The 22,405-nt window shown below is 33.6% G+C and carries 29 protein-coding genes; 1 reads left to right on the forward strand and 28 read right to left on the reverse strand.

Features of this window, described 5'->3' with window-relative positions; genetic code table 11:
* Nucleotides 1–18 precede the first annotated feature (18 nt).
* From ACZ47B_RS07170 to ACZ47B_RS07210, 9 genes are all read right to left on the reverse strand, one after another.
* A complete protein-coding gene (locus ACZ47B_RS07170; protein ID WP_464893860.1) occupies nt 19–462 on the reverse strand; it encodes an Hsp20/alpha crystallin family protein in 444 nt (147 codons plus the stop codon).
* Nucleotides 463–554: 92 nt separating this feature from the next.
* Entirely contained in the window at nt 555–1,481 is a 927-nt protein-coding gene (gene cysK / locus ACZ47B_RS07175; protein ID WP_464893861.1) for a cysteine synthase A, read from the reverse strand.
* A gap of 22 nt (nt 1,482–1,503) precedes the next feature.
* Nucleotides 1,504–1,917: an RrF2 family transcriptional regulator gene (locus ACZ47B_RS07180; RefSeq protein WP_464893862.1), complete on the reverse strand. Its 414-nt coding sequence runs from the start codon at nt 1,915–1,917 to the stop codon at nt 1,504–1,506.
* 1 nt (nt 1,918) lies between these two features.
* The gene (locus ACZ47B_RS07185) at nt 1,919–3,184 is read right to left on the reverse strand and encodes an O-acetylhomoserine aminocarboxypropyltransferase/cysteine synthase family protein (RefSeq protein ID WP_464893863.1); all 1,266 of its coding nucleotides are present in this window, start codon (nt 3,182–3,184) and stop codon (nt 1,919–1,921) included.
* Nucleotides 3,185–3,372: 188 nt separating this feature from the next.
* Entirely contained in the window at nt 3,373–3,714 is a 342-nt protein-coding gene (locus tag ACZ47B_RS07190) for a HepT-like ribonuclease domain-containing protein (RefSeq protein ID WP_464893864.1), read from the reverse strand.
* Complete coding sequence (locus ACZ47B_RS07195) at nt 3,707–4,006, reverse strand: nucleotidyltransferase family protein (RefSeq protein WP_464893865.1); 300 nt, start codon at nt 4,004–4,006, stop codon at nt 3,707–3,709. Before ACZ47B_RS07195 ends, ACZ47B_RS07190 begins: the two co-directional genes overlap by 8 nt.
* Nucleotides 4,007–4,129: 123 nt before the next feature.
* The gene (locus tag ACZ47B_RS07200) at nt 4,130–5,311 is read right to left on the reverse strand and encodes an McrC family protein (protein ID WP_464893866.1); all 1,182 of its coding nucleotides are present in this window, start codon (nt 5,309–5,311) and stop codon (nt 4,130–4,132) included.
* Nucleotides 5,308–7,674, reverse strand: a complete 2,367-nt coding sequence (locus ACZ47B_RS07205; protein ID WP_464893867.1) for an AAA family ATPase — start codon at nt 7,672–7,674, stop codon at nt 5,308–5,310. The genes ACZ47B_RS07200 and ACZ47B_RS07205 overlap by 4 nt, the downstream gene beginning before the upstream one ends.
* Before the next feature lie 64 nt (nt 7,675–7,738).
* The gene (locus tag ACZ47B_RS07210) at nt 7,739–9,439 is read right to left on the reverse strand and encodes an SEL1-like repeat protein (protein WP_464893868.1); all 1,701 of its coding nucleotides are present in this window, start codon (nt 9,437–9,439) and stop codon (nt 7,739–7,741) included.
* A gap of 86 nt (nt 9,440–9,525) precedes the next feature.
* On the opposite strand from ACZ47B_RS07210, the gene ACZ47B_RS07215 reads away from it, so the two are divergent.
* Complete coding sequence (locus tag ACZ47B_RS07215) at nt 9,526–10,437, forward strand: helix-turn-helix transcriptional regulator (RefSeq protein ID WP_464893869.1); 912 nt, start codon at nt 9,526–9,528, stop codon at nt 10,435–10,437.
* On the opposite strand, the gene ACZ47B_RS07220 is transcribed toward ACZ47B_RS07215, so the two are convergent.
* The 19 genes from ACZ47B_RS07220 to rplF all read right to left on the reverse strand — a co-directional run bounded on the left by ACZ47B_RS07220 (nt 10,432) and on the right by rplF (nt 22,375).
* On the reverse strand, nt 10,432–11,286 hold the full coding sequence (locus tag ACZ47B_RS07220) for an SIR2 family NAD-dependent protein deacylase (RefSeq protein ID WP_464893870.1): 855 nt from the start codon (nt 11,284–11,286) through the stop codon (nt 10,432–10,434). The two genes, ACZ47B_RS07215 and ACZ47B_RS07220, sit on opposite strands and share 6 nt — an antisense overlap.
* Nucleotides 11,253–11,777 carry a hypothetical protein gene (locus tag ACZ47B_RS07225; RefSeq protein ID WP_464893871.1) on the reverse strand — a complete coding sequence of 175 codons (525 nt, stop codon included), beginning with the start codon at nt 11,775–11,777 and terminating at the stop codon, nt 11,253–11,255. Before ACZ47B_RS07225 ends, ACZ47B_RS07220 begins: the two co-directional genes overlap by 34 nt.
* Before the next feature lie 11 nt (nt 11,778–11,788).
* Complete coding sequence (locus ACZ47B_RS07230) at nt 11,789–12,250, reverse strand: toxin-antitoxin system YwqK family antitoxin (RefSeq protein WP_464893872.1); 462 nt, start codon at nt 12,248–12,250, stop codon at nt 11,789–11,791.
* 83 nt (nt 12,251–12,333) lie between these two features.
* Nucleotides 12,334–13,608 (reverse strand): UDP-N-acetylmuramoyl-L-alanyl-D-glutamate--2,6-diaminopimelate ligase, encoded by a 1,275-nt coding sequence (locus ACZ47B_RS07235; RefSeq protein ID WP_464893873.1) that lies wholly within the window; start codon nt 13,606–13,608, stop codon nt 12,334–12,336.
* Nucleotide 13,609: 1 nt separating this feature from the next.
* The gene (locus ACZ47B_RS07240; RefSeq protein ID WP_464893874.1) at nt 13,610–14,200 is read right to left on the reverse strand and encodes a tetratricopeptide repeat protein; all 591 of its coding nucleotides are present in this window, start codon (nt 14,198–14,200) and stop codon (nt 13,610–13,612) included.
* Nucleotides 14,201–14,206: 6 nt separating this feature from the next.
* Nucleotides 14,207–14,491 (reverse strand): NifU family protein, encoded by a 285-nt coding sequence (locus ACZ47B_RS07245; RefSeq protein WP_464893875.1) that lies wholly within the window; start codon nt 14,489–14,491, stop codon nt 14,207–14,209.
* Between the two features lie 133 nt (nt 14,492–14,624).
* The gene (gene rplQ, locus ACZ47B_RS07250; protein WP_464893876.1) at nt 14,625–14,975 is read right to left on the reverse strand and encodes a 50S ribosomal protein L17; all 351 of its coding nucleotides are present in this window, start codon (nt 14,973–14,975) and stop codon (nt 14,625–14,627) included.
* Between the two features lie 3 nt (nt 14,976–14,978).
* Nucleotides 14,979–15,995 (reverse strand): DNA-directed RNA polymerase subunit alpha, encoded by a 1,017-nt coding sequence (locus ACZ47B_RS07255; RefSeq protein WP_464893877.1) that lies wholly within the window; start codon nt 15,993–15,995, stop codon nt 14,979–14,981.
* A gap of 14 nt (nt 15,996–16,009) precedes the next feature.
* Entirely contained in the window at nt 16,010–16,636 is a 627-nt protein-coding gene (gene rpsD / locus ACZ47B_RS07260; RefSeq protein WP_464893878.1) for a 30S ribosomal protein S4, read from the reverse strand.
* 315 nt (nt 16,637–16,951) lie between these two features.
* Complete coding sequence (rpsK, locus tag ACZ47B_RS07265) at nt 16,952–17,344, reverse strand: 30S ribosomal protein S11 (RefSeq protein WP_464893879.1); 393 nt, start codon at nt 17,342–17,344, stop codon at nt 16,952–16,954.
* 12 nt (nt 17,345–17,356) lie between these two features.
* Entirely contained in the window at nt 17,357–17,725 is a 369-nt protein-coding gene (rpsM, locus tag ACZ47B_RS07270) for a 30S ribosomal protein S13 (protein WP_464893880.1), read from the reverse strand.
* A 5-nt stretch (nt 17,726–17,730) separates the two neighbouring features.
* Nucleotides 17,731–17,844: a 50S ribosomal protein L36 gene (gene rpmJ, locus ACZ47B_RS07275; RefSeq protein WP_464893881.1), complete on the reverse strand. Its 114-nt coding sequence runs from the start codon at nt 17,842–17,844 to the stop codon at nt 17,731–17,733.
* Nucleotides 17,845–17,997: 153 nt separating this feature from the next.
* Complete coding sequence (gene infA, locus ACZ47B_RS07280) at nt 17,998–18,216, reverse strand: translation initiation factor IF-1 (RefSeq protein ID WP_464893882.1); 219 nt, start codon at nt 18,214–18,216, stop codon at nt 17,998–18,000.
* A 250-nt stretch (nt 18,217–18,466) separates the two neighbouring features.
* On the reverse strand, nt 18,467–19,228 hold the full coding sequence (gene map / locus ACZ47B_RS07285) for a type I methionyl aminopeptidase (RefSeq protein ID WP_464893883.1): 762 nt from the start codon (nt 19,226–19,228) through the stop codon (nt 18,467–18,469).
* Nucleotides 19,228–20,490, reverse strand: a complete 1,263-nt coding sequence (secY, locus tag ACZ47B_RS07290) for a preprotein translocase subunit SecY (protein ID WP_464893884.1) — start codon at nt 20,488–20,490, stop codon at nt 19,228–19,230. Before secY ends, map begins: the two co-directional genes overlap by 1 nt.
* 110 nt (nt 20,491–20,600) lie before the next feature.
* A complete protein-coding gene (rplO, locus tag ACZ47B_RS07295; protein ID WP_464893885.1) occupies nt 20,601–21,005 on the reverse strand; it encodes a 50S ribosomal protein L15 in 405 nt (134 codons plus the stop codon).
* An 11-nt stretch (nt 21,006–21,016) separates the two neighbouring features.
* Nucleotides 21,017–21,457 carry a 30S ribosomal protein S5 gene (gene rpsE, locus ACZ47B_RS07300; protein WP_464893886.1) on the reverse strand — a complete coding sequence of 147 codons (441 nt, stop codon included), beginning with the start codon at nt 21,455–21,457 and terminating at the stop codon, nt 21,017–21,019.
* Between the two features lie 13 nt (nt 21,458–21,470).
* The gene (gene rplR, locus ACZ47B_RS07305) at nt 21,471–21,827 is read right to left on the reverse strand and encodes a 50S ribosomal protein L18 (RefSeq protein WP_464893887.1); all 357 of its coding nucleotides are present in this window, start codon (nt 21,825–21,827) and stop codon (nt 21,471–21,473) included.
* A gap of 14 nt (nt 21,828–21,841) precedes the next feature.
* A complete protein-coding gene (gene rplF / locus ACZ47B_RS07310; protein ID WP_464893888.1) occupies nt 21,842–22,375 on the reverse strand; it encodes a 50S ribosomal protein L6 in 534 nt (177 codons plus the stop codon).
* Between the last annotated feature and the right edge of the window lie 30 nt (nt 22,376–22,405).

The raw sequence follows: 22,405 nt of genomic DNA on the forward strand, positions 1-22,405 counted from the left end.
TCACCCTCTACTTCTTGTTTATTTGACTGCTATCTCTTTTACCTCTTTAGCTTCTTGTTTTACTTTTGGTATAGTGATATTTAAAACACCGTTTTCATTTTTAGCGTCAATTTTATCTACATCAACATTCTCAGGTAATGAAAAAGTTCTCATAAATTTTCCATAGCTTGACTCTATCTTATAGTAATCCTCTTTTTTAACTTCATCTTTGAACTTTCTCTCTCCTGAGATGGTTAGAGTCCTGTTTTCAGGGTCTATGTTAACCTTGATATCTTTTTTATCGATTCCCGGAAGATCGACTTCGACTATATAAGCCTTGTCATCTTCTCTTGTGTTAACAGTCGGAACAAAAGCATTGACACCTTCTTTGTCACTTTTAACGGCAGGAACATCAACTGCTCCCAAAAGTCTTCTTTCAAGATCTCTAATTTCGGCAAAAGGGTCAAATTTAGTTAGTAACATTTTACACCTCCTACAAAAATTTTTATGTAATTATACCAAGTTGATAGTATATTTGTCAAGTATATTATATAAATTTTTGTAAGATAGTTTATCTATTGCTCATCATATAGTCCACTGCTTAGATATCTCTCACCGGTATCACAAAGGATAGTCACTATGACTTTACCTTTGTTTTCCTCTCTTTTTGCTACTTGAGAAGCTGCATATATATTGGCTCCTGATGATATACCTACAAGAAGCCCCTCTTTTTTTGCTATCTCTCTTGCAGTTTGTATGGCTATATCATCTTCAACCTCTATGACTTCATCAAATATATGAGTATTTAAAACCTTCGGTATAAAGCCTGCTCCGATACCCTGTATCTTGTGAGGACCGGGTTTGCCTCCGGCTAAAACCGGTGATGCCTTGGGCTCTACCGCGATAACTTTTATATGCTCGTTGTAGCCTTTCAAAACTTCCCCGCAACCGGTAAGTGTCCCTCCGGTGCCTACTGCGGCAACAAGTATATCTATATTGCCTGCCGTATCTTTCCATATCTCTTGAGCTGTGGTTTTTCTGTGAATTTCCGGATTTGCCTCGTTTTCAAACTGACTGGGGATAAAACTGTTATCGATATTTTTTGAGAGTTCAAGAGCTTTGTCTATAGCACCCTTCATTCCAAGCTCCGGTTTTGTCAGAACCAACTCAGCCCCCAAGCCTTTTAAAAGCTTTCGTCTTTCAAGACTCATAGAACTTGGCATAGTAAGTATCAGTTTTATCCCTAAACTGGCACAAACTGAAGCCAAAGCTATCCCTGTATTGCCACTGGTGGATTCTATAACCGTTGAATCCTCTGTAAGGATCCCTTTTTTAAGTGCAGTCCTTATCATATTTGCACCGATCCTATCTTTGACCGAATGGGTTGGATTTAAAAATTCACATTTTCCCAAAACTGTTGTACTAGTTTGATCGCTTATCCCCTGTAACTGTACTAACGGGGTGCCACCTATCAACTCTGTAACATTCTTTGCATATTTCATCTTGTATCCTTTTGCGTATCTCTTAAATTATATAATGCAGATTTTCATTATATTTTATCTGATACTTTTTCAGATCATATAAACTACACTCAAAAAGTGCGGTAACCTTATCTTGCAAATCTTCAAAAAAGAGGTTGACAACGGGATTGTCGATAGTGGTATCTATCAGCTTCATATCACCCTCCAATACTTCTATGATATCTTTTATCTTTATCTCTTTTGGACTTTTTGCCAACAGATAACCTCCACGACTGCCTCTTATGCTTTTAACAAAACCTGCTTTTTTGAGCTTATTTAGTATCTGTTCAAGATAATTTTGAGAGATACCCTGCTCTTTTGCTATATCTTTTATCTGCAAAGGCTTTTCCTCTTCTTCGATCGAGAGTCTTTGCATCGCGGCAACCGCATACGCTCCTTTTGATGAGATAAACGCCATCTTAACTAAGTGCCTGCTTCAAATCTTCTATCAAATCTTTTGGATCTTCTAGTCCGATGCTAAGCCTAATGGTAGTAGGATTTACTCCGGCTTCTTTCAACTCTTCTTCGCTTAGCTGAGAGTGTGTGGTAGATGCCGGGTGAACTATCAAGGATTTGCTATCGCCTATATTGACCACTATACTAAAAAGCTTGGCTTTATCTATGACACTTTTTGCCTCTTCAAAACTTCCTACTTCAAATGACAACAGCCCTGAAGCTTTCCCGTCTTTAAAGTATTTTTTTGCTTTTTCGTAATATTTGTTATTTTTTAACCCGGGGTAATTGACTGATTTGACCTTGGGATGATCTTGTAAAAACTCGGCTATTTTCAAAGCGGTATCGGAGTGTTTTTGAACTCTGATATCAAGTGTTTCCAAACCTTGAAGCAAAAGCCATGAATTAAACGGCGACTGAGCCGCGCCTATATCTCTTAAAAGCGCAAGCCTGGCTCTTAGGCAAAAATTTGGCAACGGAACATCTGTATAAACCAAGCCGTGGTAACTAGGATCGGGCTCATTGAAGTGTTTATACCTCTTTGACTCTTTGAAAAACTCGTTCAAGCCGTCTCTTTCTATGATGATACCGCCTATAGCCGTTCCCTGACCGTTTGTGTACTTGCTGGTACTGTGCACAACTATATCTACTCCCCATTTTATAGGATTGAAAAGCTCTGCGGTAGCTACAGTGTTATCGCAGATGGTTAGAACTTTATGCTTTTTGGCTATATTTACTATCTTTTCTACATCAGCTATGGCTATCTGCGGATTTGAGAGAGACTCAAAAAAGATAGCTTTTGTATTATCATCTATCAACTCTTCCAAGTCACTTGCATCTTCACTATGAAAAATTTTCGCCTCGATACCAAATCTTTTTACAGTATGAGTAAGCAACGTAACCGCTCCACCGTAAAGTTTATCCGATATGATAACATTATCCCCGTTTTGAGCGACATTTGCAATAGCGTAAAATATAGCAGCCTGCCCCGAAGAAACACATAGTGCTGCAGCCCCGCCTTCAAGTGCGGCATATCTTTGCTCCAACACATCTGTGGTTGGATTGTTGAGCCTTGTATATATGGAACCAAGCTCCTTTAAAGCAAACAAATTTGCCGCATGCTCCGCACTCTTAAAAGCATAAGCCGTAGTTTGAACTATAGGAACACTCATAGAAGCATAATTTTCTTTATTGTCATATCCTGCATGTAAAGTAATGGTATCTTTTTGCATTTTTTTCCTTTAAATTTATAATTATGAAGGAAGTATAACAAAGAAAAAATTTAATGTCAAGTTATTTAATCAAGTTTAAAAGGATATATTTTAAATTTATCAAGTATATATTGATGGCATTTATATTATTTGTCTATTATATTTAGTACTTATATTAAAATTTGAAATGGTATTTATCTGTGGAGAATTTAAGTATAATTTTTTGTAATTCTTAATATATCTTTTTTTAAGGGTACTATCTTCTCTTTGACTATATCCCATATTTCATCTGCATCTATACCAAAATAATCATGCGCAACTATATTTCTAAAATCTTTTATCTTTTGCCAAGGTATATGTTTTTGGCTCTTTTTAAAATCTTCATCCATTCTTGATATAATTTCACCGATAAGTATAAATTGCATCATTGTTGCATCAAAACTTTTACTGTCATGATAAAACTCATCAGCATTGTTAAATTCACTAGAGTATTGTTCAATTTTATCAATGGATTCGATAAGAGCTTCTAAATGCAAAAGAACTTTAGACATAGATTACATCTTTTAAGATATATTTTTTGGCATAGGGCTTTATATATTTTTCTCTTGCTATATCAACATTTCTGTTTAATGCATTTGAGAGATACTCTTTTAGAGCAAGCTTTAAATCATGTATATGTTTTGTATCATTTTTTATATCTATTAAAATATCAACATCACTGTTTTCGTTTTGTTCTTCTCTTGCAAATGAACCAAAAAGACCAATTTTAGTTACATGATAAGTATCATATAAAAATTTACGATTGCTCTTTAGAAAATCTAAAATCTCTTTTTTTTGATTCATAATTGTATATCCTTCCAATTTATACCAAATTATTATATAGCAACAACGATAAAAAATCAACCTTTTTTCTCATATCTTACTCATCGTCATTACAACAATACTAACAAAATCCCTTTGTTTAACTCAGTTTAGCACAAATCTGTTGCTATTTAATTGTAGGCAATCAAAACACAAAATATGCAATTTAAGTGTTTCATCATATCCTAAGGCTTCTTCAAGGCTTGTTTGAAAATTACCTGATCTTGGATAGATTAAGTATATATCTTTTGACTTGTATTTTTTACCGTAAGTATACATTTGGTACAAATCAGCCTGAGATAAAGCATAATGAGTACTGTCTGTGTCAAGCAGTTTCCATTTTGCATCAAGGACGATATCATCATCTATAACTATATCAGGTTTCAACTGAAATATTTGGTGTGATTCTACAAGTTTATGTTTTTTGTGTTGTGCTTTTACCTTCCTCTTTTTATAGTACTTTTTGAAAAAATGCGTTACATAAGATTCAAAAAGTAAGTTCATATCAAACAAAAGAGCAAATGCTATATTGTTACCACTATATGGTGTAAAGGTTTGATTTTGCAAAAAGATTTTACACCATTGCAATATATTCTCATAATGTTTCATAGAGCGGTTTATACTGCACTTTTCAAAATCTTTATCTACATTTAAAGATGGCTTTATATCATCAAATATAAACAAAAGTTCTCTTAGTTTTTGTTGATTTTTTTGTGATTTGGACACTTTGTACAGTTTATGAAGTGTAGATTTTATTAGCCTATTTTCTGCTCTATTTTTAGAATACTCGTCAAATTCCACATAAAACCTCTCTTTATGAAAAAGATTTTGTTTTAGATGAGTATCAAGCTTAATCTTTCCTTTTAAAAAATGTAAATTTGTTTCTGTTTGTATATAATCAGACTTAATGCCTTTTTTTACCAACACTAATAACTCATCTGTAAACATCAATATAAATATCTCAAAGATACTCATATCTTTAGTATTTAAAGCTGCTTCATTTATATGTTTAAAAGGTGAATTTTTCAATGTTTTTAGCATTTTTATAAGCACTTGTTTTGTTTGAGTATCATCTTTACTACCGTATATCTTTGGTAATATCTCTATGGTAGTACCATCTTTTGTGGTGATTGTTCCTACATAGTTCTTTATCTTTAAAGCTTTACCGCCACGAGTAACATCAAGATATCTGTAATTTTTCTCATAAGAGGCAAATTTAACCAAATCATCAAAAGCTTTATCGGGTATCTCACCTCTTTTTATAAGATCATGCTCTTTACAAATCATTGATATATTTTTATATAGTTATCTTTATTTTCCAGTGCATCTTTATCAAGCTGGTATATTATTTTCTCATCATCAAATTCTTCTAAATTGCAGTTTGAAAACAATTCTTTTTGATTGTAAGATTTATTTTTGATAAAACCATTGTTGTTTAACACAAGATTTATCTTTTCCCAATCATCATAAAAATACTCTTGAAGTAGAGGAATGATTTTATTTTTGAAAATATTTGATAGTGTTGGTAAATTATTTTTGTCATCCTCTTTTAGTTCTATAAAATAAGCATGCCCAATAGTATGATCTCTATCATATAGGTATTCTATTCGTTTGTTTATTGCTTCAAGTAATGCGTATATATCTACCCCTTCAACTTCAATATCTTTTAGAGTTTCCAAGTCTGGCATCATCTCTACAAACTCAAATCTTCTCCTAAGTGCCGTATCAAGAAGAGCTATACTTCTATCTGCTGTATTCATAGTACCAAGCAAATAAAGATTCTGAGGTATACCAAATAAATCATTGGTATATGGCAAGCTTACTTTTAACTCATCTTTTGCACTGATTCTTTTACTATCTTCTAAAAGTGTTATAAGTTCACCAAAGATTTTAGAGATATTTCCACGATTAATTTCATCTATAATTAAAATATAGTTTTTAATATGATCTTTTTGTTTTCGTTCTGATTGATGTGTTTTAAGATAGTTTTCTATAAGCTCTTTTTGCTCTATTTCAGTCATATTTTCAATATCAATATCTTGATATTCATCTTCTATATTATTTGTATGAATATAATTTAAAACTGCCCAATATGCCGATGTATTGCATCCACCTATCACTTTTCGAAACTCTTCATTTATATTTGATATTGAGTCAAATTTTTCTTTGACATTGAAATACTCAAAAAGTTTTTTCAATCTCGCTTTAGAAACCAAATACTTTTTGTTTCCATCTTTATGTTTGAAATTTATATTGCCGTTTTTTGTAATACCAGAAACTACAATATCATTGGCGGTTTTAGAAGACAATGATCCAATTTCACCATTAATTATCTTTTCCAACAATCCGTCATAAACTTCATCAAAGCCTATAGTTTTAACACTCTCTCTTGTAATTTGAATAGTGGATATAATTGCTTCTAAAGTAAATTTTTTAAAAATTCCATCTTCTTTTGTATAAATTATTTCATCATTGTTATTTATATCAGCCTTTATCCCTTCTATAAACTCTTCATATCCATAACTTTGATGAAATGTTATAAACTCTATTTGTCCAGCTTTTTTGTACTCATCAAATCTATTTTTTAATCTTTCTCTATTTTCTAATTCTTCAGTTGTAAGTTTTCTATCTTCTATAATTTCAATGGCTTTATTTATGGTGTTGTAGGTTTTTCCTGTGCCTGGAGGTCCATATAGAATTTGATTTTTGGACTGATTTTGATTTGGTATATAAATATTTTGGTTATTATTTTTATTTTTTCTATCTTCGTTATTTACAATATTTTCAAAAGCATCTATAACTTCATTAATAGTAGTTATAACTTTATCAATATCATCAACAAATATATTCTTCGATTGATAATTGTCTATTGCATCAAGAATGATTTGTGTCACATCAGGTTCATTATCTCTTGAAATACCTAACCCTATTTCAAAATAGCCATCTCTATAGTGATATGCTATAAAAGGGTAGATTCCCTTATTAGTTTTAAAATCATCTTTTAAGAAATTTATATATGGAAATTTATCAGGATTAGATATTCTAGCACCAATACCAAATGAAATATTTATTTTCAATCCCCTATAACTTTTAGATAATCCATTTATATATTCTTGCTTCCATAGTTCGTTTGTTGTATCCCATTTTTTACGAAATATTTTAATTATTTTTTTTAATTTACTTTCTTCTATAATTTTTTTATAATATTCTTTGTGAAGTTGCAATGATCTTTGTGCATTTTTGTAAATATTTTCTCCAAAATCTTTATGTAACATATGAATAAAATATTGTTCTGCAAAACTATTAACTGTTCTTGCAAAGACTTGCCCTTTTATCATATATATTATAGTGTTTATATAATCAGAAAGACTTGTTTCGTTCCAATTAAAGTTGGCTTCATCCAAAATTATTGTTTTAACCTTATTTACAATATGAGATTGTGTTTTATTTTGAAATACTTGTAGATCTTTATTTGAATATTTCATTAATTTATTATATACATCTTTTATCTGTTCTTCTGTAATCTTAGACATTACTTCTCCTTCATTGAAAAACTTAGGTTTCATATTTTTTATAACTTTTTGAATTTGTTTTACATTCAAATGCATAAATACCGCTACAGATATAATAATATCAAATTTTTCATACACTAATTATATCCAAATCATATATATATTTAAAACCTTTTAAATCATAAGTAAAATTTGTTTTATATCAATGCAAACCATTTTTCTTTTTAAGTTTTTTACAGGCATGTAAATTACCAAGTTTACACGCTTTTTTATATAATATTTTAGCTTTTTTTCTATTTATAAACATTCCATATCCGTCATACATAAGACCAAGATTATAGCATCCATAAGAGTATCCATTATCACAAGTTTTTTCATAAAGTTTTAAAGCTTTTTTTTGATCTTTTTTAACTCCGTCTCCGACATCATATAAAACTCCAAGTTCAAAACATCCAACAGTACTCCCTCTATCACAAGCTTTTTTATAGAAAGATAGAGCTTTTTGAGGATCTTTTTTGATTTCTACCCCGTCAGAATAAATATTTCCCAAATTAATACAGGCAAGTATATTGTTATTGCTACATAAATTTTTTAAAAAATCAATATCTACTCTGATATCTCTATCGCTTGTCCAAAACATTGGAGCAAAACATCCTCTTTTATAACCATATTGACAAGATAATCTAAAAAAATCTTTTGCACTCATCAAATCTTTATCTTTAAATAATTTCATATTACCCAGGTGATAACAAGCTTCACCATATCCGCTATCACAAGCTTTTTGATAAAGTAAAACGGCTTTTTTTCTATCAACTTTTACCCCGTACCCATCATTGTAAATATTTGCAAGATTATAACATGCTTTTGCAAACTTTCCATTGCATGATTTGTTAAAAAAATTAAAAGCTTTTTCTTTATCTTGTTTTGCATTATATCCATAATAATACATAATACCAAGATCATAACAATATTTGATTTGATTGTTATCACATTTTTTTTCATACTTTTCTATGCTATATTTTTTAACTTTTTTAGGTTTTAAATTATCAATATTTGCTGAAGTATAATGAATACTACTTTTCTCATGTTTTATAATTTTGTAGCTATAGTAACTACTAAAATCTTTTGAAGTCTTAGAATTTGTATTAAGATAATCTATAATCTTTTGCAAACTATCTTCATCAAAAAGATAACTTATTGAAATTGATTTAAAATAATCAAGAGGTATTTTAGCAAGAATATCTTCAGTGTCGGCACTATATTTTCTTATATGCAAGATTATTAGTTTTTTATTCACATCAATATCTATCTGTCGTATATTATATGGTGAACTACATGGATTTGTATATAAATCTTTTAAAATTTGTATATTATCTATTTTTAAACTTATGATTAATGATACATTTGCACTACAATAGCCTCTACTCCTATATCCTCCGCCATCTATTTTCAAATCAATATGGTGATTTTTAACTATAAACACTTCATGCTTCGGTTTAACTTTATTAGCTATAATTCCCTCTTCATCAAGAAAACTTTTTATATTATCCGGTAAATTTTTTGGTAAGTCAAAATGCTCCTCATTGTCAAATGGCCAAAATACATTTATGTTTTTTATAGGATTCAATACTTTAATGATATTGTGATTTGGCGGTAAATTTTTACATAGTTTGTCAGGTATATTTGATAAGTTTTCATAGTTTTTTAAAACCTTATCTGACAAATAACAATAACTTCCATCATGTTTTAATATAGCATTTGAGTCATCAATAAAAGATATACTACCATTTTTATCTTTTGCTATAAAAAGATATGATACTCCAGTTCCAAATTGTACAAGATTTTGTTTTACCGAAGAAAACAGTAAAACTGATAAACAAAACAGCAGTACAATTTTTTTCATCTGTCGCTCCTCGTTTAATTTTAAAATTATCTCACATCTAATTAACTAAGTTTGGTAAATCAATAATTTTCTGCTAAACTTATGATATGAAAAACAGCAGGATAAAAAGACTTTCATATCTTATAGATTTACTTTCAAAAGGCTTGTGCATTAAAACTCCTTTGATGGCAAAAGAGTTAAAAGTCAGCGAGAAAGTTATAAGAACGGATTTTAATGACTATATATTGCCCTGTTTTGCTTCTGTTTCATACAGTTATATAGACAAATGCTATAAAAGTTCTCACTCTTTGGTTGCTTCATCTTTGTTTAGCAAAGAAGAGTTAGCGGTGATGTGTATATTGAAATATAAAAGTAGGGACAAATACAGTGATACTAAGTTATCAGTTTTTACAGAAAATCTTTTTGACAAGTTTGAACATGCGCTCTCTCATGAGATATACACTTCAACAACACTTGAAAAGATAGATGACTTCAAAGATGAAATCATCATGATAAAGTATGCCATAAAACACAAAGTAAAGATATATTGTACTTACAGAAACAAAATAAGAAAACTAAATCCCTTAAAAATAGTAAATTATGATGACTTTTGGTATCTTGTAAACTTTGACAATCACTACAAAGACATAAGGAAATATCACTTAAACTCCATCAAAGATATAGAGTTAACTCAAACTCATTTTGAAGTTGACAAAGATAAACTTGACAAATTTGACAATGCCATAAATGCTTGGTTTAAACCGGAAATTGAGCCATACAGAGTAGTACTCTTTTTAGAGAAAAATATCTCAAAATACTTCAAAAGAAAACCCCTATCCAAAACCCAAAGGATTATCACCACTTACAAGGATGGTTCAGCGGATATGGAGATATATATCACTGATGATATGGAGATCATCCCTATTATCCAAAGGTTTTTGCCATATATAAAAGTCATAGAGCCAAAAAGGATAGAGGATAAAATCCTGCAACATATAGCAACTTTTAAAAGCCTATAAGGTATCTAGAGCGGCTTTTATCTTTTTCAACCCCTCTAATCCTCCAAAAGGCAAACCTATATCCCCGCCGTTGTAAACATCAAACTCTCTTGGATTGATCCTGATAAGGGTATAGTTATCGTAACCGGTATATCTATCACCGAAATTCCTGATAGTAGGGATAGCCGTACCGGCACCTATATCTATGATAGCCGTATTTTTATCTTGATTGCTTATAAGCCAACTTCTAAATCTTTCATTTTGCTTTTCTGATCTTTTGTCGATAAACTGACCATCACCGAACATCAGTATGTTTGGTCTTGCCAATTCATCACAGTTTTTGCATTTGGGTAGAGATTTTGCTTCCAATTTATCCATATCTATCTCTATATCATCAAGATCATTTTCCCATATTTCTATAGTACAAGGCTTGGTGCATTGGAGGTAGTGGATACTTCCGTGGACTTCACATATCCTATCTTCGTCAAATCCTGCTTTTTGAAATTGCCCGTCAACATTTGAAGTGTAAATGAAGTAATTGTTATCTTTTGTGGCAACCAAATCCAAAAGTATCCTAAACCCTTCATGCGGTTTTGTTTTGCGATATAAGTTCAGTCTATGACCGTAAAACCCCCAGGCGAGTTTAGGGCTATATCTAAAAAGTGTGGGATTTGCCATCTGTATAAAATCATACCCCAACTTGGCTATAGGAGGATACGCTTTCCAAAAACCCTCCACTCCTCTAAAATCAGGCAGTCCACTATCTACTCCCATCCCTGCCCCTGCGGTGATGATCACTGCATCTGCTTTAGCTATAGCATCAGCGGCTTTTTTGATCATTTTATCAAGCTTCTCTTTTTCTCTTTGCATTCCGCACTCCTTCCTATCCAAACTCCATCTCTATATGACCAGTCATAATCTGTCCTAAAATTATCCGGATGAGCATCACCCAGTACAAATACAACCTCAGCAGGCTTAAGAAAATATTCGCTCGGATACATTTTCCATTCTAAAGGGATATCGAGTATCAAAACTTGATGCCTGGTTATCCCCTCTATCACAACCGGAATATCTTCAGCCCATTTGGGAACATTTAGCTCTATGGCTGTTCCATCCAGTATATACATACCGTCATCCGTCATGCCGTCACACCAAAAAGCAGTAATTCTGTTGGTCCTATCAAACCAGTCATCAAGCTTGATTTTGTACTTATCTTTTAACGCGATTGTCAAGTCTTTGTCTGCATAACCCATATAAAGCACACAGTCATATGGTAAAGAGCTTAACTCATTTAAAATTATATTGATTTCTTTTTTGCTGACTTTATACTCTTTTTTTTGTTTGTAAAATTGGTGCGGCATTTTGCTTTCTCCTATTTATTGTTCTGTTTAGTAATCTTGTATAGTTGCTGTTTTGTCATGATTTTTTTTATACCGTTTTTATTGTAGTATACACCTTCTACCGCTTGGTCGTTATCCCATACAACTTCCATAGCAATCTTCCCGCACATATAATACCCTTTGGCCAATCCGTGCATAACACCGTTTTTATATGAAATATCACATTTTACATTGCCGTTTTTATAGTAATATATGATTTTATCATCTATGGTTTTATCATTTATGCAATTTGTTTGAAAGACTAGTTGACCATTGTCATAGTATGACTTTAAAACATATTTTTTACTATCTGTTGGGCATAGCTCTATCTTTACAGAACCGTTATCATGGTAGCGCTTAAAAGATAAAACTCTACGGCCGCTCGGCTTAGACTTATCTGGAAGCCATTCGATAATTGCTTCTAATTGAAACTGATTGTTTTGATCTTCATTCATGACATAACTCCATATTTTTATAATGAAATTATGTCATTTGTGATTGACCAAATCAGGTCAATCAAAGTTTTTATATGGGATTATTACAATAGAGAATTGACTACCTCTATATCGCTAAAGGGTATCTTTTTGCCTTTTATCTCTTGATACTCTTCGTCGCCTTTTCCAAGTATCATCAAGACTTCACTTTTTTCAAGGTTTTGAAGTGCTATTTTGATAGCTTTTTTTCTATCAGGGATGATGAGAGTGTTTGGGTTACTGATGCCTTGCACTATATCTTTGATGATGTCAAGCGGATCTTCGCTTCTTGGATTATCACTTGTTACATAAATCTTTTTGGCATATTTTGAAGCCACTCTTCCCATTTTGGCTCTTTTGTCTTTATCCCTATCACCACCTGCTCCAAATACTACCGATATATCTTTATCATGCATACTTTCAAGTACTTTTTGCATGCCGTCCGGTGTGTGGGCAAAGTCCACTATCACTAGAGGCTCGTTTGAAACCACCTGCATCCTACCGCTTACTCCGGCAAAATTATCTACGACTTTGGTTATCTCTTCAAGTGAATTGTCACTTATCATATCTACTGAAGCTATGGCGGCAGTTATATTGTAAAGATTAAAAAGACCCACTAAAGGTGAAGAAAACTGGAAAAATTTATCAAAATGTTTTAAAACAGCTTGTAGTCCCTCTTGCATAGAGTATGCTTCTATCTTGTAAGTTGCAGGATACTCCAAAGAGTAACTTCTGGCATTTTTTATATTGAAGTCTATCTTTCCACCATCTTTGTTTATGAGTTTTGGGCTATCGTCGCTAAAAAATGAAGATTTGATACTTTTATACTCTTGCATGGTTTTATGATAGTCAAGATGATCTTGAGATATATTTGTAAAAACTTTCAAAGCAAAATCAAGCCCTTCTATCCTATCTTGGGCTATGGCATGGGAGCTAACTTCCATGATGAAGTATCGACACTTTTTATCTTTTGCTTCTTTTAGATGAGTAATCGTTTGAAATATGGAAGGAGTAGTAAGAGTTTTGTTTTCATATCTCTCTTCATTTACAAAAAAGCCTCTAGTACCTTGCATTGCCACATTGTATCCTAGATCAAGAAGTATGGAGTATATGGCACCTGCGGTCGTGGTCTTACCATTTGTTCCCGTAATACCTATAATCTTCATATCATCGATACCTAGCTCTTTTATCAACTCTCTAGGAGTGATAAAACCTTTTATGTTATCAAGGGAAATACTGCTTATATATTTTTGATTTTGTTTCGTTTTTAAAAAAAGAGTCTCTTTAGTGCACTCATTAGTATCATCCGTGATATATGTTTCGCCAAATAACCGTTTCAACTTAGAGTGTCTTTTTTTCTTTTATTTTATGGAAGATGTGTTGTAATTTCGTATCTTTTGGAAAAAGTGTGATAGCTGCTTCACCGTATGAAAAGGCAGTTTCAACATAGTTGTTATCTATAAGCCTGTCTAAAAAATCTATAAAATCATCTTTTGAATTGATAAGTACTTTCGTACTGAACATTATATCCTCATATGCCCTTTTAAAACTTCCTCTATCATTTACCAACTGTATAAAATCATCATAATTGATACTGTTATCATCTTGGTATTCACTTGCAAGATAACCGCCATCTAAGACTTTGTTGAGTATATCCACATCAAAATCCATACTCTCTATGAGATCCCCTATGATCTCTTCGGCATTATCTTCTTCTATCTCTTTGGTGATTTGATAATATTCAAATATCGCCTGTGCTTTTTCTTCGTTTTCATTTGCCATATCAGTTAAAACCGCACATATCTGCAACTCTTTATCATCGGGGGCTTGCATAAGAGCCAAAGAAAAATTGTGCAATGCTTTTTCATACTCACCTTTGTAAAAGTAATCTTCCGCTTTTGCTTTTAATTTTTCTTTTGTCATCTTTGTCACTATTTTTTATCCTTTTGCCAATTCTTCTATCATATCTTCCATTCCGGGAGCTATATTTATGACTTCTATCTCAGGGTGTATATCCATCCTTAGCTGTCTTTCTATGCCATACTTGACTGTTTGATTACTCGCACTACAACCTACGCAAGCTCCCTGAAGTTGGACGAAAACTTTTCCGTTTTTTACATCCAAAAGCTTCATCCCTCCACCATCAAGTGCTAGCATGGGCGCTACTTTCTCCAAAGATTTTTCTACAACCGGTTTCAATTCTTCATCACTAAAAGGTATCATTTTGTATCCTTATATTATTTATATGCTATTATAGCGATATTTAACAATATATTCGTTTAAAAATTGATTAAATTTTATCTATACAGAGGAAAGCACAGGGAGAAAGAAGTCTCCCTGCTATATATGTGAAGTACTAAACTAGTTCTATAAAAGCCATAGGCGCGGCATCGCCTCTTCTCATTCTTGTTTTTATGATTCTTGTATATCCGCCGTTTCTCTCAGCATATTTTGGTGCTATTTCATTGACAAGTTTTTTTGTTGACTCTTTATCTTGCAAAGAAGCAAAAACTGCTCTATGAGCATTTGAATCACCTTTTTTGGCAGTTGTCAACAATTTTTCAAAATATCTTCTAAGCTCTTTAGCTTTTTCTACGGTAGTTTCAATTTTACCGCTATTTATAAGTGCAATACTGAGATTTTTAAGTAATGCGGCTCTATGAGAACTTGTTCTTCCTAGTTTTCTATATCCGTGCTTATGCCTCATTTTTTATTCCTCTTCTTCTTTTGATTTTAACTCTTCTATTTTTTTACTGAGTAATTGTAAGGTATCTTCATCAAGCTCCATACCTACCGGAAAATCTATCTCTTTCATTTTCTCTATGATTTCTTCAAGAGATTTTTTACCAAGATTTTTTATGGCTTTAAGTTCACCTTCGCTCATTATAGCTAGCTCTCCGATATACTTCAAGCCGGCTCTTTCAAGACAGTTTGAACTTCTTACACTTAGTTTCAATGTATCGATACTTTGCAATAGTTTTGATATCTCCGAACTGTTTTCTACAGTACTGGCTCCTGTTTGAAAGTCACTATCCATGATCTTGTTAAAAACACTAAGCTGCTCATTCATAGCCATTATAGAGTTTTTGAAAGCATCTACCGGATCTATCTGTCCGTCAGTCTCGATAGTAAAAACGATTTTCTCATAATTCGGGTTGTCCTCAACCAAAACTTTCTCTATATCGTATACAGCTCTTCTAACCGGAGTAAAAAATGCATCGAGTGCAATATATCCGGGATCCAACTCATCTCTTACATCTTCACTTGCTACGTAACCTATACCCTTTTCAATAATGATAGAAAAGTTAAGCTCTGCATCTTCGTTTAGAGTTGCAAGATAACTGTCCTGGTTTACAACACTTATATCACTATTTTGCAGATCACTTCCTTTTAACTCTTTTGGTCCTGTAAAAGTATAGTTCACTACTACTCTGTTCGTATCCTCATCGTTGATCTTAAATCTGATATTTTTTAGATTTATGATAAAAAATGCTACATCTTCTAGCATTCCTCTTATACTGTCAAACTCATGTGTAACCCCTTCGATCTTAAGACCTATGGGAGCATACCCTACACTGCTTGAAAACAAAAGTCGTCTAAGAGGATGAGCTAATGTTATGGCATATCCGTTCTCAAAAGGATATGCCTGAACTTCCGCTACATTCTCATCAATTTTCTTTACTTCCAATTCAGTTGGCATATATGGTGTTACTTTTATTTTATTCATATCAAGCCTCTTTATTATTTGGAGTACAATTCGACTATATATCTCTCTTCTACAGGGATAACAACCTCTTCTCTTTCTGGAATTCTGGTAAATATACCAAAAACTTTATCTTTATCTACATCAACCCATGGAACTATGCCGGTTTGTGCTGTAAGCTCTATAGCTCTTACGATTTGTGGATTATTTCTTGATTTTTCTCTGACTTCCACTTTTTGTCCGGGTTTTACTCTATAAGATGGTATATCCACTTTTTTACCGTCAACTAGTATATGTCCGTGAGTAACAAGTTGTCTTGCAAATCTTCTCGTACTTGCAAATCCCATTCTATATACTACATTATCAAGTCTTCTCTCAAGAAGTTGTATAAGATTTTCACCGGTATTACCCTGGGCTCTGTTTGCATCTGAAAAAAGTCTTCTGAACTGTTTTTCATTTACTCCGTACATAAATTTTGCTTTTTGTTTTTCTCTTAGTTGTAAGCCGTATTCGCTAACCTTTGATCTTCTTTGTCCGTGTTGACCGGGAGCATAAGGTCTTTTATCGATAGCACTTTTACCGGCAAGTCTTCTCTCGCCTTTAAGTGCCAAACTAGCTCCTAGTCTTCTTTCTAATTTTTCAACTGGTCCTCTATATCTTGCCATTTTAAATTCTCCTACAATAGCCTTGTATGTAAGCTAAAAGCTTAGGGGCTTAAAGCTTTTAGTATTTTTGTTTTTTAACTTTGTGTCTATTTCAACTTATATTGAAGTTGAGCTTTTTTTCAACTTCGCTATAAAGCTTTTTTCAAGTTTGTTGAAATAACCGAAAATCTACCTCGTTTCACTCGATATGATTTTCTTCAATGTTACAGTTCACTTTCGTGTTCGCCACTAAAATCCTTAATTTTAGGGCTTACACATGAAAGCTCACAGTAAAACCTAAAAAACGACAAGCAGATGTCGTTTTTCTTTACGGTTTTACACTCGTCTTCTTTTTGGTGGTCTGCAGCCGTTGTGTGGTAAAGGCGTTATATCTTTAAAGAAAGTTACTCTTACGCCTTCATGAGCACCTACGCTTTTTACTGCAGTTTCTCTACCGCTTCCTGGTCCTTGCACTTTTATGCCTACTTCTTTTATACCATGCTCTTGGGCTTTGTTTAGAGCATCTTCTACTGCTTGTTGTGCAGCATAAGGGGTTGATTTTTTGCTTCCTTTAAAACCAAGACTTCCCGCACTGCTCCAGGCTATGACATTTCCCATCTCGTCTGTTACTGTAATAACGGTATTGTTGAATGTTGCAGAGATATAAACTATACCTTTTGCTATATTTTTCTTTACAACTTTTTTTCTAGTTACTTTTCTTTTTGCCATTTTTCTACCTCATTACTTAGCAGCTGAACCGACAGTCTTTTTTCTGCCTTTTCTGGTTCTTGCGTTTGTTTTAGTTTTCTGGCCACGAACAGGCAAACCTCTTCTGTGTCTTAAACCTCTGTAATTTCCCAAATCCATCAATGCTTTTATATCCATAGCTACTTGTTTTCTAAGATCACCCTCAACTGTATAGTTTTTTTGGATCTCTTGTCTTATAGCTGCAGCTTCATCTTCACTTAATTCATTGACTCTTTTGTCATATGAAATACCTGTGGCATTTAAGATATCTCTTGATGTTTTAAGTCCTATTCCATAGATATATGTCAATGCATACTCTACTCTTTTTTTCATTGGTAAATCTACACCAGCAATTCTTGCCATCGCAATTATCCTTGTCTCTGTTTATGTTTAGGGTTAACGCAGATCACTCTGACCGCCCCTCTTCTTTTGATGATTTTGCATTTTGCGCACATCTTTTTAACACTTGGTCTAACTTTCACCTTAAGCTCCTTGTTTTAATTCCACTAACAATGAACTGTTTTAGGTTTATGGAATTTACATAAACCAATAACTAAAAAAATAGTGGTGCTTTTTTAGTTATTCTTCATACAGTTTCAAAAAGGGATGAATTATACCTTAATTTTGATAAAAAGTTACTTATATCTATAAGTTATACGACCTTTATCAAGACTGTAAGGTGTCAATTCAACCTTGACTTTATCTCCCGGCATTATTTTTATATAATGCATTCTCATCTTACCGGCAATGTGACAAAGCACTTGGTGCCCATTGTCAAGCTCCACTTGAAAAGTAGCGTTCGGCAGTGCTTCTACGACTTTACCGTCGATTTCTATAACATCATCTTTAGCCATCAAACCTCCTTTTTATTTTGATATCCTGCTTGCGAACAAGTCCGCAAACAGCTCTTCGGCAGAGTGCCCTCGCGACGCTTGTCGCTCTTTGTGATATCCTGCTTGCGAACAAGTCCGCAAACAGCTCTTCGGCAGAGTGCCCTCGCGACGCTTGTCGCTCTTTGTGATATCCTGCTTGCGAACAAGTCCGCAAACAGCTCTTCGGCAGAGTGCCCTTGGCACAAACTTGTCACTCTGGATTCTAAAATCCTCAAACCTTACTCAGTATCTCTGCTTTATTGTTTATGATTCCCACGCAATGCTCATAATGCGAACCGTAAAGCCCATCTTCACTTACTACTGACCATTTGTCACTCAAAATTTTCGGATTTGGACTTTTTTGGCAAATCATCGGCTCAAGACAGAAAACCATTCCATTTTTTATCTTCGGTCCGGCTTTTGGATTACTACCTTCAAGATAGTTTGGTATCTCAGGCTCTTCATGAGGTTTTTTACCTATGCCGTGGCCACAAAAACCTCTTAAAGGAACATATCCACGTGAAATGATAAAATCCTCTATCTTGCTACTTAATTCTTTAAATCTCATGCCGGATTTTATGATATCGATAGCATACATCAATGTATCATATGAGCATTTTATCAAATCTTGATTACTTTTTGATATCTCACCCACACCCATCGTGATAGCGGCATCGCCAAAATACCCTTCAAGCTCCACGCCGATATCCAAACCCAAAATGTCACCTTCTTTTATGACTGTGCCATCAGGAATCCCATGTATGATGACTTCATTTAGCGAAGTGCAAACTCCCGCGGGAAATCCGTAAAGTCCTTTAAAAGCAGGTTTCGCACCTTGAAAATTGTAGATATATTCTTCACCGAGTTTGTTTATCTCAAGGAGTGTCATTCCGGGTTTCACTAAGCCCTGTAAGTAATTAAGTGTACGAGCGACTATTTGATTAGCCGCTCTCATTTTTTCAATCTCTTCAGGTTTTTTTAACGGTATGGCCATTAAAGTCCTACCGCACTGAGTGTTTCGTATTTGTTCATGTATATCTGAGCTTCTATCTTTCTCATAGTATCAAGTGCAACTTGAACAACGATCAATACCGCAGTTCCTCCAAAATAAAACGGAACTCCCATAAATTTTACAAGCATCCAAGGTAGTGTTGATATGAGTGCCAAATACAACGCTCCCCAAAACGTCAATCTGCTTGCTACTTCGTTCAAAAACATCGCAGTTGAATTTCCTGGTCTTACTCCGGGTATGAAACCACCCTGTCTTTTCAAGTTTTCTGATATATCTTTTGAGTTAAATGCGATCGATGCATAAAAATATGCAAAGAACACAACAAATAGGAACATCAATGTATTGAAAAAGAAGCTGTTAGGACTTAAAAAGTCTTTTACCATTATGATATATTTGTTTGTACTTGCCTGCAAAAGAGTTGAAGGAAACATTAGAATCGCAGAAGCAAAGATAGGTGGTATAACACCACTTAGGTTTAGCTTGATAGGGATATAATTCATTACTCTTTTGTTTTGATTTTCCATCATAATTTTTCTAGAATATGATACAGGAACTCTTCTCTCGCCAAGTTCGACATATATGATAAATCCAACTGTTACGATTATGATAGCAAGTATAGCTATAACAACCAAAAAGTTAAGTTCACCGGTATTTACTAGGTTTATAGTACCGCCTATGGCAGTTGGAATTCCAGATACAATCCCTGCAAAAATGATAAGACTGATACCGTTACCCACGCCTCTTTGTGTAATTTGCTCACCTATCCACATCAAAAGCATAGTACCGGTTAGCATCGAAATAGCCGCAATCGGTATAAAAGTACCCATATCTATCATGATGGCACTCTCTCCACCACGTCCGGTTAAACTTTGAAGTCCTATGGAAACTCCTACAGCCTGTATAAGGGTTATGGCGACGGTTGCATATCTGATGATTTGCATATACTTTTCCATTCCGTCTCTCTCTTTTTTCATTTTTCCAAGAGCCGGAAAAGTGGCTGCCAAAAGTTCAAATATGATAGATGCGGTAATATACGGCATAATTCCAAGTGATATGATACTCAGTCTTTGAGCTGCTTTTCCACTGAACATATTGAACATTCCAAGAGCATTGTTGCTGTTGGTATTGAAAAATTCTTTTACTATGTCTATATTTACTCCAGGTACCGGAACGTAAGCCAAAATTCTATATGCAAATAAAAATCCCAAAGTTATCAAGATTTTATTTGTCAATTCCTTACTCATTTATTCTCCTTGATGAGTGAATGGGTGAATGAGTGAATGGGTGAATGAGTAAAAAGAACTTTCGAGTAAAGCTTGAAAACATTTACCACTAACCACTCACCACTCACTATTTAACCGTTTCTTCTACTTGTTATAACCCTGTCATCTTTTATCTTTGAAGCCAGTTCACTTGCACCTTCGCCTATGAGTTTAACTTTTGTTACACTGTTTTGAATCTTATGTATCTTCTTTATGTTTTCAAGAGTGATCTCATCCAACTCGGCGATTTTAGTCAATTTCTTTATATTGATAACATAAGGCTTGACAATCTTGGTTGTAAAACCGACTTTTGGAAGTCTTCTTTGAAGTGGCTGTTGTCCACCCTCGAAACCTCTTTTTCTACTGTATCCGGTTCTACTTTTTTGACCGTTTGCACCTCTTGAAGCAGTCTTACCCATGCCGCTTCCTTGACCTCTACCTACTCTTTTCTTTTTAAAAGTAGAATTATCAGCTTTTTCTAAATTATGTAATGCCATAGTGTTATCCTTTATTTTAGCATGCTAAGAGCTTTGATGGTCGCTCTTACAACATTTCCAGCATTATTTGATCCAAGTGATTTAGTAAGTATATCTTTTATGCCTGCAAGTTCCACAACGGGTCTTGTCGCGCCACCGGCTATGATACCCGTACCTTCACTAGCAGGTTTTAAAAGCATTCTACTTGAATTAAACTTCACTTCGATATCGTGAGATATAGTTGAGCCTTTGATCTTAACGTTTATGATATTTTTAAAAGCATCATCAACGGCTTTTTTTATAGCATCGGGAACTTCCTTCGCTTTTCCAAAACCATATCCGACATGACCTTTTTTATCTCCGATAACGACCAAAGCGGTAAATCTGAATCTTCTACCACCTTTGACAACCTTGGCAACTCTACCTATGTTAACAATTACTTCTTCAAACTCTTCTCTATTATATTTTTCCATTAGTTCCTCTTTTTTACAACTTAATGCCGTTATCTCTAAGGGCATCTGCAAATGCGACTATAACACCATTGTACTGATAACCGTTTCTATCGAATACGGCTGTCTCTATTTTACTTTCTTTCAAAGTTTCGGCAAAAGCTTTTCCTATCTCTTTGGCACTTTGGCTATTTGCTTTTAGTCCTAGTTTTTTACCGTCTACCGCACATAGTGTTACACCGTTTACATCATCGATTGCCTGAGCATAAAGATGTCTGTTTGATTTAAAAATTGAAATTCTAGGCTTTGCTGAAGTACCGCTGATCTTGCCTCTGATTCTTCTTTTTCTTTTAATTCTTAAGGCATTTTTTTGTTTTAATAATTTTTCTCTCATTTTTCTACCTTTTATTATTTACCGGTTTTTCCGGCTTTTCTAATAATAGTTTCATCAACATATTTAACACCTTTGCCTTTATATGGCTCTGGTGGTCTGAAACTTCTTATATCAGCTGCTACTTGACCTACTAGTTGTTTATCGTCACCTTTTATAGTAACAAGATTTTTTTCTACACTAACTGTTATATCTTTTGGGATATCGTAATTTATCGGATGAGAAAAACCAAGCAACAATTCTAAAGTGTTACCTTTTACCGCTGCTCTATAACCAACGCCGTTGATTTCAAGTTTTTTCTCAAAGCCGGTTGTTATACCGGTAATGATATTAGAAGATATTGATCTGTATGTTCCCCAAAAAGCTTTGCTTTGTCTGTCTTCACCCTTAGGTGAAAAAACGATTTGGTTATTTTCGATTTTTACTATAACATTATCTTTAGTATCCAACTCTTTTTGAACACTACCTTTTTTAAAAATGATCTTGCTTCCATCCATGCTTACTTCTACGCCGGCTGGAATATCTACAGGTAATTTACCTATTCTTGACATATCTTTCCTTTTTTTATTTGTCTACAAGCC

This window comes from Thiofractor thiocamini (genome assembly GCF_055384375.1).

What these genes read in the sequence shown, in the direction of transcription:
- ACZ47B_RS07170 (WP_464893860.1), bottom strand. Translation starts at nt 462, where the DNA reads ATGTTACTAACTAAATTTGACCCTTTTGCCGAAATTAGAGATCTTGAA.
- cysK (WP_464893861.1), bottom strand. Translation starts at nt 1,481, where the DNA reads ATGAAATATGCAAAGAATGTTACAGAGTTGATAGGTGGCACCCCGTTA.
- ACZ47B_RS07180 (WP_464893862.1), bottom strand. Translation starts at nt 1,917, where the DNA reads ATGGCGTTTATCTCATCAAAAGGAGCGTATGCGGTTGCCGCGATGCAA.
- ACZ47B_RS07185 (WP_464893863.1), bottom strand. Translation starts at nt 3,184, where the DNA reads ATGCAAAAAGATACCATTACTTTACATGCAGGATATGACAATAAAGAA.
- ACZ47B_RS07190 (WP_464893864.1), bottom strand. Translation starts at nt 3,714, where the DNA reads ATGTCTAAAGTTCTTTTGCATTTAGAAGCTCTTATCGAATCCATTGAT.
- ACZ47B_RS07195 (WP_464893865.1), bottom strand. Translation starts at nt 4,006, where the DNA reads ATGAATCAAAAAAAAGAGATTTTAGATTTTCTAAAGAGCAATCGTAAA.
- ACZ47B_RS07200 (WP_464893866.1), bottom strand. Translation starts at nt 5,311, where the DNA reads ATGATTTGTAAAGAGCATGATCTTATAAAAAGAGGTGAGATACCCGAT.
- ACZ47B_RS07210 (WP_464893868.1), bottom strand. Translation starts at nt 9,439, where the DNA reads ATGAAAAAAATTGTACTGCTGTTTTGTTTATCAGTTTTACTGTTTTCT.
- ACZ47B_RS07215 (WP_464893869.1), top strand. Translation starts at nt 9,526, where the DNA reads ATGAAAAACAGCAGGATAAAAAGACTTTCATATCTTATAGATTTACTT.
- ACZ47B_RS07220 (WP_464893870.1), bottom strand. Translation starts at nt 11,286, where the DNA reads ATGCAAAGAGAAAAAGAGAAGCTTGATAAAATGATCAAAAAAGCCGCT.
- ACZ47B_RS07225 (WP_464893871.1), bottom strand. Translation starts at nt 11,777, where the DNA reads ATGCCGCACCAATTTTACAAACAAAAAAAAGAGTATAAAGTCAGCAAA.
- ACZ47B_RS07230 (WP_464893872.1), bottom strand. Translation starts at nt 12,250, where the DNA reads ATGAATGAAGATCAAAACAATCAGTTTCAATTAGAAGCAATTATCGAA.
- ACZ47B_RS07245 (WP_464893875.1), bottom strand. Translation starts at nt 14,491, where the DNA reads ATGATACCTTTTAGTGATGAAGAATTGAAACCGGTTGTAGAAAAATCT.
- rplQ (WP_464893876.1), bottom strand. Translation starts at nt 14,975, where the DNA reads ATGAGGCATAAGCACGGATATAGAAAACTAGGAAGAACAAGTTCTCAT.
- ACZ47B_RS07255 (WP_464893877.1), bottom strand. Translation starts at nt 15,995, where the DNA reads ATGAATAAAATAAAAGTAACACCATATATGCCAACTGAATTGGAAGTA.
- rpsD (WP_464893878.1), bottom strand. Translation starts at nt 16,636, where the DNA reads ATGGCAAGATATAGAGGACCAGTTGAAAAATTAGAAAGAAGACTAGGA.
- rpsK (WP_464893879.1), bottom strand. Translation starts at nt 17,344, where the DNA reads ATGGCAAAAAGAAAAGTAACTAGAAAAAAAGTTGTAAAGAAAAATATA.
- rpsM (WP_464893880.1), bottom strand. Translation starts at nt 17,725, where the DNA reads ATGGCAAGAATTGCTGGTGTAGATTTACCAATGAAAAAAAGAGTAGAG.
- infA (WP_464893882.1), bottom strand. Translation starts at nt 18,216, where the DNA reads ATGGCTAAAGATGATGTTATAGAAATCGACGGTAAAGTCGTAGAAGCA.
- map (WP_464893883.1), bottom strand. Translation starts at nt 19,228, where the DNA reads ATGGCCATACCGTTAAAAAAACCTGAAGAGATTGAAAAAATGAGAGCG.
- secY (WP_464893884.1), bottom strand. Translation starts at nt 20,490, where the DNA reads ATGAGTAAGGAATTGACAAATAAAATCTTGATAACTTTGGGATTTTTA.
- rplO (WP_464893885.1), bottom strand. Translation starts at nt 21,005, where the DNA reads ATGGCATTACATAATTTAGAAAAAGCTGATAATTCTACTTTTAAAAAG.
- rpsE (WP_464893886.1), bottom strand. Translation starts at nt 21,457, where the DNA reads ATGGAAAAATATAATAGAGAAGAGTTTGAAGAAGTAATTGTTAACATA.
- rplR (WP_464893887.1), bottom strand. Translation starts at nt 21,827, where the DNA reads ATGAGAGAAAAATTATTAAAACAAAAAAATGCCTTAAGAATTAAAAGA.
- rplF (WP_464893888.1), bottom strand. Translation starts at nt 22,375, where the DNA reads ATGTCAAGAATAGGTAAATTACCTGTAGATATTCCAGCCGGCGTAGAA.